Here is a 14075-nt window from a genome sequence, read left to right on the forward strand (position 1 = left end):
TTGCGCACCATTCAGCTTCAGCCGTGTTTATTGTGACCGCCAGCCGCGTGCCTGACACTCGAAGCCATTGTCCGTCTGTTGTCCATCTGGCCTGTGGGAGTTCGGTATGAGTGAGTCTGTGCGCTTCGAGAATAAAGTCGTGATTGTCACCGGTGCCGGCGGTGGTCTGGGGCAGGCTCATGCATTGCTGTTCGCCCGGCACGGGGCGAAGGTCCTGGTCAACGACCTGGGCGGTTCGACCCAGGGCGAGGGCGCCAATGCCTCGGCGGCCGACCGGGTGGTGGCGCAGATTCGCGAAGCCGGCGGCATCGCCGAGGCCAACCACGATTCGGTGACCGACGGCGACAAGATCGTGCAGAACGCCCTGGATGCCTTCGGCCGGGTGGATGTGGTGGTGAACAACGCCGGCATCCTGCGCGACAAGACCTTCCACAAGATGGAAGACGCCGATTGGGACCTGGTGTACCGCGTCCATGTCGAAGGCGCCTACAAGGTGACCCGCGCCGCCTGGCCGCACATGCGCGAGCAGGGTTATGGCCGGGTGATCTTCACCGCGTCCACCTCCGGTATCTACGGCAACTTCGGCCAGTCCAACTACGGCATGGCCAAGCTTGGCCTCTACGGCCTGACCCGCACCCTGGCCATCGAAGGCCGCAAGAACAACATCCTGGTCAACGCCATCGCGCCAACCGGCGGCACGCGGATGACCGAAGGGCTGATCCCGCCGCAGGTGTTCGAGCAACTCAAGCCCGAGCTGGTCAGCCCGCTGGTGGTGTACCTGGGCAGCGAGAACTGCCAGGAGACCTCCGGCCTGTTCGAGGTCGGCGGCGGCTGGATGGGCAAGGTGCGCTGGGAGCGCAGCCTGGGCCTGGGCTTCGATCCGCGTGAAGGTTTTTCCCCGGAAGATGTCGCCGCCCACTGGCAGCAGATCTGCGACTTCGAGGGCGCGGCGCATCCCAAGGACAACATCGAAGCCTTGAAAGAGATGATGCAGAACCTGCAGAAATACGCGATCTGAAGCAGCGCCCGCCAACCCGAACAGCCGCGGCCTGCGCGGCTGTTCGCCTTATGCCTTCATCACTGCCTTCGGCCTGACCCTGGCGCTGTCAGTCCATCGCCTGTTGCAGCGTTTCCATTGCCACGGCGAGCAGACCTTGAGCATCGACCTGGCTTTCTACCGGGCATAAAAAAGGCCGCTGCAAGGCAGCGGCCGAAGGAAGACGTTAGATCAAGGAGCAACAAATCAACGTCAGTGAACACCCGGTGAAGATCTGAATATCGTTGCTTCAAACCTTCTGAATCCTCTTGCCCCCAAGGTGGCGTGATCACACCTCTGGGCGACTCTGCGTGGCTGTTTGCCGTGAGAGCGAGGCCAGAATAAGGGCTGGCTGTGCAATGAAAAATAGCGATTGTGGACAAGGACTGTTACAGCCTGGGCAATAGTAGTGCACGTTGCGCGGACATGCCCTGCAAGGGCGCAATCCATCCACCTGATACCCGTCCATCCAGCCCGTCGATGCACCGCGCAAAGGCCCGGCTGGCGAGGGCATTCATCCTTTCGGGCGACAACGCGAATACCTCCTTGGTGCGCTTATCGCTCCTGTGCGCCGGCAGTAGGGTGAGGCCTTCTGTCACTCACCGGGGAAGACGCATGACAAAAACAACAATGCGCGCCATCTTCACACCGCGGGCGCTGGCCGTCGCGGTGGCCTTGGGGGGCTGCGCCCAGGCGCAGGCCGTTTCATTCAACATCGGAGAGATCGAGGGGCAGTTCGATTCTTCGCTGTCCATCGGCGCCAGCTGGGGCATGCGCGATGCCGACAAGGACCTGGTGGGTGTGTCCAACGGCGGTCGCGGGCAGTCTTCCACCGGCGACGACGGGCGCCTGAATTTCAAGAAGGGTGAGACCTTTTCGAAGATCTTCAAGGGCATCCATGACCTTGAACTGAAGTACGGCGACACCGGCGTCTTCGTCCGTGGCAAATACTGGTACGACTTCGAACTCAAGGACGAGGACCGCGAGTTCAAGCCCATCAGCGACCACAACCGCAAGGAGGGCGCCAAGTCGTCCGGCGGGCAGATCCTCGATGCCTTCATCTATCACAACTACTCCATCGCCGACCTTCCGGGCACCGTGCGCGCCGGCAAGCAGGTGGTCAGCTGGGGCGAAAGCACCTTCATCGGCAACTCGATCAACAGCATCAACCCGATCGACGTGTCCGCATTCCGTCGTCCTGGCGCGGAGATCAAGGAAGGCCTGATCCCGGTGAACATGCTGTTCGCTTCCCAGGGCCTGACCGACCAGTTGACCGTGGAAGGTTTCTATCAGCTGGAGTGGGACCAGACCGTGGTCGACAACTGCGGCACCTTCTTCGGCAACGACGTGGTGGCGGACGGCTGCACCACTGGCTACACCGTCGGCAGCCCGGCGATCCGCCCGCTGCAACCGATTGCCGCAGCGTTCGGCCAGGGCGTCACCGTGGCCCCCGAAGGCGTGGTGATCGGCCGCGCCGGTGACCGCGATGCCCGCGACTCCGGGCAGTGGGGCACCGCCTTGCGCTGGCTGGGCGATGACACCGAGTACGGGCTGTACTTCATGAACTACCACGCGCGCACCCCGACGGTTGGCACCATCACCGCCGGGAGCAGCACTCTGGCGAGCATTCCGGGGATCGTCAGCACCGCCAACCGCATCGCCCCGGGCACCGGTTCGGCCCTGGCCCAGAGCGTGATGCTCGGGCGTGGCCAGTACTACCTCGAGTACCCGGAAGACATCCGCCTGTACGGCGCCAGCTTCTCCACCACGCTGCCCACCGGCACCGCCTGGACCGGCGAGATCAGCTACCGGCCCAACGCCCCGGTGCAGGTCAACACCAACGACCTGACCCTGGCCCTGGTCAACCCCATCGCCGGTGGCCTGGCGTCGCCGGTGCGGACCTCGGCGGGCGCCGACAACACCGGTTACCGGCGCAAGGAAATCACCCAGGTCCAGAGCACCCTGACCCAGTTCTTCGACCAGGTGCTGGGCGCCGACCGCCTGACCCTGGTGGGCGAGGCGGCGATCGTGCATGTCGGTGGCCTGGAGTCGAAAAGCGAGCTGCGCTACGGCCGCGATTCGGTCTACGGCCAGTACGGTTTCGGTGGCGATACCGACGGTTTCGTCACCGCCACGTCCTGGGGTTATCGCGCCCGGGCGATCCTCGATTACAACAACCTGATCGCCGGGATCAACCTCAAGCCCAACCTGTCCTGGTCCCACGACGTCAACGGCTACGGGCCCAATGGCCTGTTCAACGAAGGCGCCAAGGCGGTGAGCCTCGGGGTCGATGCCGACTACCGCAACACCTACACCGCCAGCCTCAGTTACACCGACTTTTTCGGCGGTGACTACAACACCCTCAAAGACCGCGACTTCCTCGCGTTGAGCTTCGGCGTGAACTTCTGATCCGGCCCTGAAGAAGGACAACTTTATGCGCAAGACGATTTTGCAATGCGGCGCCCTGGCCTTGACCCTGCTGGCGGCCAACGGGATGGCGGCGGTCACCCCGCAGGAAGCGGACAAGCTCGGCACCAGCCTGACCCCGCTCGGCGCGGAAAAGGCCGGCAATGCCGACGGCTCGATCCCGGCCTGGACCGGTGGTATCGGCAAGAACGCCGGGGCGGTGGACGCCAAGGGCTTCCTCGCCGACCCGTTCGCCAACGAGAAGCCGCTGTTCACCATCACCGCGGCCACTGTCGACAAGTACAAGGACAAGCTGTCCGACGGCCAGGTGGCGATGTTCAAGCGCTACCCGGAAACTTACAAGATCCCGGTCTACCCGACCCACCGCACGGTCGGCCTGCCGGCGGACATCTACGAGTCGGCCAAGCGCAGCGCGCTGAACGTCACCTCGATCAACGAAGGCAACGGCCTGGCCAATTTCACCGGCAACCGCTACTACGCCTTCCCGATTCCGAAGACCGGCGTGGAAGTGCTGTGGAACCACACCACCCGTTATCGCGGCGGCAACCTGCGCCGGATCATCACCCAGGCCACGCCGCAGACCAACGGCAGCTACACGCCGATCCGCTTCGAGGAAGAGGTGGCGGTGCCGCAGCAGATCCCCGACCTGGACCCGGAGAAAGGCGCCAACGTGCTGACCTTCTTCAAGCAGGCGGTGACCGCTCCGGCGCGCCTGGCCGGTAACGTGCTGCTGGTGCACGAAACCCTCGACCAGGTGAAGGAGCCGCGCCTGGCGTGGATCTACAACGCCGGCCAGCGCCGTGTGCGCCGCGCCCCGCAAGTGGCCTACGACGGGCCGGGCACCGCCGCCGACGGCCTGCGCACCTCGGACAACTTCGACATGTTCTCCGGCGCGCCGGACCGCTACGACTGGAAGCTGGTGGGCAAGAAGGAGATGTACATCCCCTACAACAGCTACAAGCTGGATTCGCCGAGCCTCAAGTACGACGACATCATCAAGGCCGGGCATATCAACCAGGACCTGACCCGCTACGAGCTGCACCGGGTCTGGGAAGTGGTCGGCACGGTCAAGCCGAGCGAGCGGCATATCTATGCCAAGCGCCACATGTACATCGACGAGGACAGCTGGCAGGTGGCGCTGGTGGACCACTACGACGGGCGTGGCCAGCTGTGGCGGGTGGCCGAAGGGCATGCGCAGTTCTATTACAACGCCCAGGTGCCGGCCTACACCCTCGAAGCGCTGTACGACATCATCGCCGGGCGCTACCTCGCCCTGGGGATGAAGAACGAAGAGAAGCACAGCTTCGAGTTCGGTTTCGCCGCCAAGGCCGCCGACTACACTCCGGCCGCCCTGCGCGCAACCGGCGTTCGGTAAGGCCCGGGATACAAACGATGGCAAAAGGCGACCGATCGGTCGCCTTTTTTATGGGCGCGGATCAGCGTGTTGAATACTTCTCAACAAGCACCGGCGACAAGGCTAGGGTGGGGGGCACGCAGGCTAAAACTATAAAAAGGCACGCCGCAATGACCGCCATGACTCCCTGTCCTGGATTCCTGCCCCGTTTGTCCTCCCATCACCTGTCCCGCAGCCGTCTGAGTGCCCCGCTCCTGGCGTCGCCCGCCCGGGTGAAACTGCTCTGTGCTCCGGCCGGCAGCGGCAAGACGGCCCTGCTCGCCGAATGCCTGTTGCAGGCGCCGCCCGGGTGCCGGGTGTGCTGGTTGCCCCAGGCCGGGGCCGCGCAGACACCGCTGCAATTGTGCGGCGAGCTGGCGCGGGCGCTGGGCCTGGCCGTATCGGACGAGGCCGCCGTGCTGGACCATCTGGCGCAGGTGCAGACTCCGACCTGGCTGTTCCTCGACGACTATTGTCGGGTCGCCGCGCCGCCGCTGGACCTGCTGCTCGACCGCCTGCTGGCGATCAGCAACCCGGCGCTGACCTGGTGGCTGGGCGGCCGCCGCCGGCCGCAATGCAACTGGCCGCGGCTGCTGCTCGACGACCAGCTCTACGAATGCACGGGGCCCGAGCTGGCGTTCACCCAGGAGGACATCGAGCGACTGCTGCAACAATTGCCGCAGCCTTTGTCGATCCACACCGCCAGCCGGATTTTCCAGCGCAGTGCGGGCTGGTGCGCCGGGGTGCGCATCGCCCTGCTCGAAGGCAGCGAGCTGGTGGCCACGCCGTGCCGGCAGGGGCGGCCCAATACCCTGCTGGAATACCTGGAGCACGAACTGTTCAGCGTGTTGCCGGCGGAGCTGTCCGAGGTCTGGCATGTGCTGGCGCACCTGCCGCGCTTCAATGCGCCGTTGTGCGAGCACCTGTTCGGCGCCGGGGAGGGTGCCCAGTACCTGCGGACATTGCAGGAACTGGGCTGCTTCATCGAACCCTGGGAGGCTGCGCCGGAGTGGCTGCAAGTGTTCGCGCCCCTGTCCCGGCTGATGCGCGACGAGCCCTGGCCGGCGGGACGCTCCTGGCATCGCCGTGCCTGCCAGTGGTTCGCCGCGCAGGAGGACTGGCAGGCGGCGTTCGAGCAGGCGTTGCTGGCGCAGGAATACGAAGTGGCGGTCAGCCTGTTGCAGCACTTCAGTTTCGAGCACCTGTTCGAGCAGCAGAATGTGGTGTTGCTGTTGCGTTTGCATGAGCAGCAGGGCGAGGAACTGCTGCTCGGCAGCCCGCAGTTGGTCGGGCTGTTGACGGCGGCCTTGCTGTTCGCCGGGCGTTTCGACCAGGCGCAACACTGCGTGGCGCAGATGGCGCGTTTCACGCCGCAGCCGACGGCCTCCGGGCAGCGGCAACTGGTGGCGCGCTGGCAGGCGCAGCAGGGCTGGCTGCTGCATCTGCAAGGGTTGATGGAACCGGCGCGGATGCATTTTCTCGAGGCGCTGACCGAACTGCCGGCCCATGCCTGGCCGACCCGCCTGCTGTGCCTTTCGGGCCTGACCCAGCAGGCCTTGCTCAGGGGCGAACTGGACGTGGCGCAGATGCTCAACCGCGAGGCGCTGTGCCTGGCCCGGGCCCAGGATTCATTGCTGTTCGAAGCGCTGCTGGAGCTGGACCATGCCCAACTGCTGGAGCAGCGTGGGGCGCCCCACAGGGCGCAGAGCCTGCTGGACGATGTGCAGCAATTGTTGAGTCGCCAGGCTTATCGGGTCGGCCCGCTGCTGGGTCGTATCGCCTTGCGCCAAGGGCGCCTGGCCTTGCGCCAGGGGCAGGCGGAACAGGCCGCCGGGCACTTCCAGAGCGGGCTCGAACGCTGTCTGCTCAGTCACGACAAGCGCGCCCTGTACGGGTTTCTCGGCCAGGCGTTCCTGGCCGCCAACCAGGGCGACTATGCCCACGCGTTTGTGCGCCTGCGCGATGCCGAGCGGCTGATGCAGCAACGGCAGATCCCGGACACGGTGTACCGCGCCGTGCTGCTGCAGGTCAGCAGCGTGTTCTGGTTGCAACAGGGGCGGCCAGAACTGGCCCAGGAGGCCTTGAGCCGGGTGCTGCGTCACTACCGCGGGCCCCAGGCGCGCCAGGCGCCACCGGCCACCCTCGAGCTGATTCCGCGTATCGAGTACCTGCTGGTGCTGGCCGAGGTGTACCTGCAGCGTGCCGAGGCACCGGTGGCAAACTTGCAGCGCCTGCTCGAACAGGCCCGGCAACGGGGCATGCTGTGCCTGCAGACCGAGTTGCACCTGGCCCTGGCCGAGGTCGCTTTCCTGCTGGGGGATCGGGTGTTGTCCGCCCGTGCCTTGCAGGAGGGGCTGGAACTCGGTGCCCGGTGCAACCTGCACCAGGCGCTGCATGAATTGCGTCTGCGTCAGCCGCGGATGTTTGATGTCCAGCCGGTGGCCAAACCCGAAGCGCCCATGCCGCTGCCGGTGGCAGGGGAGAGCCCGCTGAGCCAGCGGGAGCTGGAGGTGCTGCAACTGATCGCCCTGGGCAGCTCCAACCAGCAGATCGCCGAGCAATTGTTCATTTCCCTGCACACGGTGAAGACCCATGCGCGGCGCATTCACAGCAAGCTCGGGGTGGAGCGCCGCACCCAGGCCGTGGCCAAGGCCAAGACGTTGGGATTGATGTAGTGGTCGGACAGATATCAGGGCCGCCAACCTGACGGCGCGGTGCATCTGCTAAACCGCGTGGCCCTCTTTTACGACGGCTGCGCCGCCGATCGCAGCCTTCGGCAGCGGCTACAGAGGTCGGGGTTGTTGTAGCCGCTGGCGCAGCCTGCGATCGGTCGCGCAGCGGCCACAAAGCTGACGATTGGATGGATCCGCGTCTAGGGTTGGTAACCCATGCGCCAGCTCACCGCCTGGGACGCGGCCAGCAGGCGTTGCGCCGCCGGGCCGTTTTCGTCGGCGTGGAACAGCGAGGTCGGGCCAACCACCGTCAGCACGGCGGCGACCTTGCCGGTGGCGTCGAACACCGGCGCCGACAAGGCATCCACGCCGGGCATCAGCAGGCCGTGCACATGGTGCAGGCCGCGCTGGCGGATCTGCTCGCACAGGGCGGCATAGGCCTGCTCGTCCGCCAGCGCGTGGGGCGCGTGGGCCTTGAGTTCCTGCTCGCGCAAATCGACGGTTTCGCGATTCGGCAGGTAGGCGCCGAACACCAGCCCGGTGGACGAGCTGAGCAAGGGCAGCACCGAACCCAGTTGGGTCACCACCGTCACCGCGCGCACAGCCGGTTCGATATGCACCACAGTCGCGCCCTGGTTGCCCCATACCGCGAGGAAGCAGGTCTCGTTCAATTCATCGCGCAACTCGGCCAGGGGCAGGGCGGCGACCTTCAGTACATCCATGCTGCCCAGCGCCGCCATGCCCACCCGCAAGGCCTCGCGGCCCAGGCCATAGTGGTTGGTGGCGGTGTTCTGTTCGGCGAAGCCACTGGCGATCAGCGCTTGCAGGTAACGGTGAACCTTGCTCGCCGGCATCTGCACATGTTCGGCCAGGCGCGACAGCGAGGTCGCCGGCGACAGCTCGGCCAGGGCCTTGAGGATGTCGGTGCCGACCTCGGCTGAGCGGACTTTCTGTTTACCGTTGCTGTCGCTGGTGCTGCGCGGCTTTTCCATGGAAGTGGTGTGATCCCGGGACGAATGGGCGTCTTTATAGCTTGACGGTCAATACCAATCAAATTACGTTATCCGTAATTGGATTACGATAAAAATAACGCTGGCGTGCCGAGAACTCTCCCCATGGAGTCGCTGGCCGCTGCCAACTCCACTTCCAGGAGGCTCCATGAACCTCGATTCCACGGCGTCCGGGCTGGCGTACCAGTCGGGCTTCGGCAACCAGTTTTCCAGCGAGGCCCTGCCAGGCGCCTTGCCCGTCGGCCAGAACTCCCCGCAAAAAGCCCCTTACGGCCTCTACACCGAACTCTTCTCCGGCACGGCCTTCACCATGGCCCGCAGCGAAGCGCGGCGCACCTGGATGTACCGTATCCAGCCATCGGCCAACCACCCGGCCTTCGCCAAGCTGGATCGCCAGCTGGCAGGCGGGCCGCTGGGCGAGATCACGCCCAACCGGTTGCGCTGGAACCCGCTGGATATTCCGAGTGAGCCGACCGACTTCATCGACGGCCTGGTGAACATGGTCGCCAACTCGGCAGCGCAGAAACCCGCCGGGATCAGCATCTACACCTACCGCGCCAACCGCTCCATGGAGCGGGTGTTCTTCAACGCCGACGGCGAGTTGCTGCTGGTACCCGAACAGGGCCGCCTGCGCATCGCCACCGAGCTTGGGGTGCTGGAAGTCGAACCGCTGGAGATCGCGGTATTGCCCCGCGGCCTGAAGTTCCGCGTCGAACTGCTGGACCCGCAGGCGCGCGGCTATATAGCCGAAAACCACGGCGCGCCCCTGCGCCTGCCCGACCTGGGGCCGATCGGCAGCAACGGCCTGGCCAACCCGCGGGACTTCCTGACCCCGGTCGCCCACTACGAAGACCTCAAGCAGCCGACGACCCTGGTGCAGAAATTCCTCGGCGAGCTGTGGGGTTGCGAGCTGGATCATTCGCCCCTGAACGTGGTGGCCTGGCACGGCAACAACGTGCCGTACAAATATGACCTGCGCCGTTTCAATACCATCGGCACCGTCAGCTTCGATCACCCGGACCCGTCGATTTTTACCGTGCTGACCTCGCCCACCAGCGTGCACGGCCTGGCCAACCTGGACTTCGTGATCTTCCCGCCGCGCTGGATGGTGGCTGAGAACACCTTCCGGCCGCCGTGGTTCCACCGCAACCTGATGAACGAATACATGGGCCTGATCCAGGGCGCCTACGATGCCAAGGCCGAAGGCTTCGTGCCCGGCGGCGCTTCGCTGCACAGCTGCATGAGCGCCCACGGCCCGGATGGCGAAAGCTGCACCAAGGCCATCAACGCCGAACTGCAACCAGCCAAGATCGACAACACCATGGCCTTCATGTTCGAGACCAGCCAGGTGCTGCGTCCGAGCCAGTTCGCCCTGGAGTGCCCGCAATTGCAGAACGACTACGATGCTTGCTGGGCCTCGCTGCCCGCCACCTTCAACCCGAATCGGAAATAACCCATGAATCAGCCAACCATCACCCGCAGCTGGGTTGCCTCCGCCAACGACCATGCCGACTTCCCGCTGCAGAACCTGCCGCTGGGGGTGTTCAGCCACAAGGGTTCGGCGCCGCGCAGCGGCGTGGCCATCGGCGAGCACATCTTCGACCTGGAAGCGGCGCTCGACGCCGGGCTGTTCGAGGGCCCGGCCAAGGCTGCGGTGGATGCCACCCGTGGCGGCCAGTTGAATGCCTTTTTCGAACTGGGCCGCCCGGCCCGCGTGGCCCTGCGCGAGCGCCTGCTGGAATTGCTCGGCGAGGGCAGCAGCCTGCGCGGCAAGGTCGAGGCCCAGGGCGCGAAACTGCTGCCCCTGGCCGCCGATTGCCAGATGCACTTGCCGGCAAGGATCAATGACTACACCGACTTCTATGTCGGCATCGAGCACGCGCAGAACGTCGGCAAGCTGTTCCGCCCGGACAACCCGTTGCTGCCGAACTACAAATACGTGCCGATCGGTTACCACGGCCGCGCTTCCACCATCCGTACTTCCGGTGCCGACGTACGCCGGCCCAAGGGCCAGACCCTGCCCGCCGGCCAGAGCGAGCCGACCTTCGGCCCATGCGCGCGGCTGGACTACGAACTGGAGCTGGGCATCTGGATCGGCCAGGGCAATGAACTGGGCGAGCCGATCGCCATTGGCGACGCTGCCGAGCACATCGCCGGCTTCTGCCTGCTCAACGACTGGTCGGCGCGGGATATCCAGGCCTGGGAATACCAGCCGCTGGGCCCGTTCCTGTCGAAAAGCTTCATCACCAGCATCTCGCCCTGGGTGGTGACGGCCGAAGCCCTGGAGCCGTTCCGCCGTGCCCAGACACCACGTCCCGAAGGCGACCCGCAGCCGCTGCCGTACCTGCTGGACAAGCGCGACCAGGCCGCCGGTGGTTTCGACATCGAGCTGGAAGTGCTGCTGCTCACCGAAGCGATGCGCGAGCAAGGTCTGCCGGCCCACCGCCTGACCCTGAGCAACACCCAGTACATGTACTGGACCGTGGCGCAGATGGTCGCTCACCACAGCGTCAACGGCTGCCAGTTGCAGGCCGGCGACCTGTTCGGTTCGGGCACCCTGTCGGGCCCGCAAAGCAACCAGTTCGGCAGCCTGCTGGAAATCACCGAAGGCGGTAAGAAACCGATCGAACTGGCGTCCGGCGAAGTGCGTAAGTTTCTTGAGGACGGCGACGAAATCATCCTGCGCGGCCGCTGCCGCCGCGAGGGTTTCGCCTCCATCGGTTTCGGCGAATGCCGCGGCAAAATCCTGCCTGCCCGTTAAGAAGAGGTGCGCGTTATGGAGCTCTATACCTACTACCGTTCGACCGCGTCCTACCGGGTGCGCATCGCCCTGGCGCTCAAGGGCCTGGACTACCAGGCGCTGCCGGTCAACCTGCTGGCGGCCGGCGGCGGTGCGAACCGCCAGCCGCAATACCTGCAGATCAACCCGCAAGGCCGTGTGCCGGCCTTGCGTACCGATGACGGCGAGCTGCTGATCCAGTCGCTGGCCATCGTCGAATACCTGGAAGAACGTTATCCACAGGTGCCGCTGCTCTCCAAGGAGCTGGCGGCCCGCGCCCACGAACGGGCGGTGGCGTTGCTGATCGGCTGCGATATCCATCCGCTGCACAACTCCAGCACGCAGAACCTGCTGCGCCAGTGGGGCTACGATGAGGCGCGGGTGCTGGAGTGGATCGGCCACTGGATCAGCAACGGCCTGGCGGCGGTCGAGCAGTTGATCGGTGAGCAGGGGTATTGCTTCGGCGAGCAACCGGGGCTGGCCGACACCTTCCTGATTCCCCAGTTGTACGCGGCCGAGCGCTTCAAGGTGCCATTGGACGCCTACCCACGGATTCGCCGGGTCGCCGCCCTGGCCGCCGAACATCCGGCGTTCCAGAAGGCCCACCCGGCCAACCAGCCCGATACGCCCGCCTGACCTGTGTAGCCGCTGCCGCAGGCTGCGATCGACCGGAACGGTCGCGAAGATCTCTGGATCGCTGAAGGCCTTCGGCCTTATCGCAGCCTGCGGCAGCGGCTACAGGAGACAGGCCTGCGGCAGCAGCGTGTTCCCGCGCCTGAAGATGTACACAAGACCGATCCTTGTCGCCCAAGAGCAATGACGGTCTGCCGGCTTCCATAACCATAAAAAACAGCAGGTACCTTGCGATGCACAATCAGATTGCCAGCTTCCGGGCGGCCCTCGACGCCCGTCCGGTGTCGCGTTATCAGTGGTTGCTTCTTCTGCTCCTGGCCCTGTTGCTGGTCACCGACGGCTACGACGCCCAGGTGCTGGGTTATGTGGTGCCGGCCCTGGCCCAGGATTGGGGCCTGGAAAAGGCCGCGTTCGGTCCGGTGTTCAGTGCCAACCTGCTGGGCCTGACCCTGGGCTCGCTGGCGGTGACGCCGCTGGCGGACCGGTTTGGCGTGCGGCGGATTCTGCTGGCCTGCGTGCTGATCTACGCCAGCCTCACGGTGATGATGGTGTTCGCCGATTCGCTGAACAGCCTGATGGTCGCGCGTTTTATCTGTGGCATCGGCATGGGCGGGGCGATGCCCAGCGCCATGGCGCTGATGTCGGAATATTCGCCGCCGCGCCTGCGTACCCTGATGGTGACCCTGGCCGCCTGCGGTTTCTCTTTCGGCGGCGCGGCCGGCGGTTTTGTCGCCGCGGGTTTCATCGACCGCTTCGGCTGGCAGGCGGTGTTCCTCGCCGGCGGCGTCACGCCGTTGCTGCTGTTTCCCTTCCTGGCCTGGTTCCTCCCCGAATCGTTGCCGCGCCTGCTGCGCGATCAGCCGCCTTATGCCCGCCTGCGCAAGGTCACCGCGCGCATGCTGCCGGACTGGCAACCACCGGCCGCCTCGGCCGCGCAGAACCAAGCCGAGCAGGGCAGCAAGCTCACGGTGATCGAGCTGTTCCGCCACGGTTATGCGCGCCCGACGCTGCTGATCTGGTCGACCTTTTTCGTCAGCCTGATCCTGCTGTATTTCATGATCAGTTGGTTGCCGTCGCTGCTGCTGGAAAGTGGCCTGGGGTTGAACGAAGCGAACCTGGTGACCTCGATGTTCCTGTTCGCCGGCACCCTGGGGGCGATCTGCATGGCCTGGTTCGCCGACCGCCTGCAACGCAAGGTACGGCTGCTCTCGGCGGTGCTGGCCGGGGCGGCGCTGTGCACCCTGCTGTTGGGCCTGAACCACGATAATCCGCGTTACCTGGTGGCCTTCGTCTTCGCCGCCGGCTTCTGCATCATCGGCGGCCAACTGACCCTCAACGCCTTCGCCAGCAACTTCTACCCGGCCCATGTCCGCGCCACCGGCACCGGCTGGGCCCTGGGCGTCGGCCGCTTCGGCTCGATCCTCGGCCCGCTGTTCGGCAGCCTGCTGCTGGCGATGCACATCCCGGTGCAGCAGATCTTTTTCTTCTGCGCGATTCCGGCGGTGATTGCGGCGCTGCTGATCATCCAGGTGCGCTCGCCGTCCGAGGCGCCTTCGGCAGGCGCGGGGCCTGCACCAGAACTGCAGGCGCCGCTCAAACCCTGAAGGCGCGCGGGCTCAGCGTGCCAGATGCTTGATCATCGGCACGCAGGCCAGGGTCAGGCCCCGGGGCGAATGGTACTGGGCAACCTGCTCGCCGACGAAGCCGCAGTGGCGATAGAAGTCTGCGGCGTTCAGGGTCGAGTCCAGGATCAGGTGCGGTAGGCCGGCCTGCAGTGCCAGCTGTTCGAGGTAGTCCATCATCTGCCGGCCGATCCCGCGGCCCATGTACGCCGGATCGACAAACACCGCATCGACCTGCCCCGACTCCGGATCGAGCATGCCGCTGGCGGCGATCTGGTCGTCGATGACGGCTACGTGCCCGGTCTTCTTCAGGACTTCGACGAAGTAGTCCCCTAGGCTGCCGGCGGTCCAGACCTGCAGGTCGGCGGCGGGGTAATGGCCGCTGCACTGGTGGTTGATGGCTTGGTTGCGAATGACGAAGATGCGTTGCGCGTCGTCGCCATGAGCTTTTCTGATCAGCATGCTGTGCCCATTCCCTGGTGTGAGCCGAGCATCCTGCCAGA

Annotated in this window: 10 protein-coding genes; 8 read left to right on the top strand and 2 right to left on the bottom strand. The window is 65.4% G+C overall.

The features are described from left to right. The first annotated feature begins 106 nt into the window (after positions 1 to 106). From AC07PQ_RS09690 to AC07PQ_RS09705, 4 genes are all read left to right on the top strand, one after another. A complete protein-coding gene (locus AC07PQ_RS09690) occupies positions 107 to 1018 on the top strand; it encodes an SDR family oxidoreductase (protein ID WP_007929802.1) in 912 nt (303 codons plus the stop codon). A 633-nt stretch (positions 1019 to 1651) separates the two neighbouring features. Then, positions 1652 to 3445: a DUF1302 domain-containing protein gene (locus AC07PQ_RS09695; protein WP_493185406.1), complete on the top strand. Its 1794-nt coding sequence runs from the start codon at positions 1652 to 1654 to the stop codon at positions 3443 to 3445. Between the two features lie 25 nt (positions 3446 to 3470). Then, positions 3471 to 4838, top strand: a complete 1368-nt coding sequence (locus AC07PQ_RS09700) for a DUF1329 domain-containing protein (RefSeq protein WP_493185407.1) — start codon at positions 3471 to 3473, stop codon at positions 4836 to 4838. A 149-nt stretch (positions 4839 to 4987) separates the two neighbouring features. Continuing rightward, a complete protein-coding gene (locus AC07PQ_RS09705) occupies positions 4988 to 7531 on the top strand; it encodes a LuxR C-terminal-related transcriptional regulator (protein WP_493185408.1) in 2544 nt (847 codons plus the stop codon). Between the two features lie 197 nt (positions 7532 to 7728). Here the strand turns inward: AC07PQ_RS09705 and AC07PQ_RS09710 are convergent, their stop codons facing one another. Then, positions 7729 to 8520, bottom strand: coding sequence for an IclR family transcriptional regulator (locus AC07PQ_RS09710; protein ID WP_007930806.1), 792 nt, complete (start codon positions 8518 to 8520; stop codon positions 7729 to 7731). Between the two features lie 166 nt (positions 8521 to 8686). Between AC07PQ_RS09710 and hmgA the strand changes: the two genes are divergently transcribed. The 4 genes from hmgA to AC07PQ_RS09730 all read left to right on the top strand — a co-directional run bounded on the left by hmgA (position 8687) and on the right by AC07PQ_RS09730 (position 13554). Beyond that, positions 8687 to 9991 carry a homogentisate 1,2-dioxygenase gene (gene hmgA / locus AC07PQ_RS09715; RefSeq protein ID WP_007930807.1) on the top strand — a complete coding sequence of 435 codons (1305 nt, stop codon included), beginning with the start codon at positions 8687 to 8689 and terminating at the stop codon, positions 9989 to 9991. Between the two features lie 3 nt (positions 9992 to 9994). Further along, entirely contained in the window at positions 9995 to 11299 is a 1305-nt protein-coding gene (fahA, locus tag AC07PQ_RS09720; protein WP_007930808.1) for a fumarylacetoacetase, read from the top strand. A gap of 15 nt (positions 11300 to 11314) precedes the next feature. Next, a complete protein-coding gene (maiA, locus tag AC07PQ_RS09725; protein ID WP_009042230.1) occupies positions 11315 to 11953 on the top strand; it encodes a maleylacetoacetate isomerase in 639 nt (212 codons plus the stop codon). A 230-nt stretch (positions 11954 to 12183) separates the two neighbouring features. After that, on the top strand, positions 12184 to 13554 hold the full coding sequence (locus AC07PQ_RS09730; RefSeq protein WP_493185409.1) for an MFS transporter: 1371 nt from the start codon (positions 12184 to 12186) through the stop codon (positions 13552 to 13554). Positions 13555 to 13566: 12 nt separating this feature from the next. On the opposite strand, the gene AC07PQ_RS09735 is transcribed toward AC07PQ_RS09730, so the two are convergent. After that, the gene (locus AC07PQ_RS09735; protein ID WP_493185410.1) at positions 13567 to 14034 is read right to left on the bottom strand and encodes a GNAT family N-acetyltransferase; all 468 of its coding nucleotides are present in this window, start codon (positions 14032 to 14034) and stop codon (positions 13567 to 13569) included. Between the last annotated feature and the right edge of the window lie 41 nt (positions 14035 to 14075).

This window comes from Pseudomonas sp. GW821-FHT09E12 (assembly GCF_059416085.1).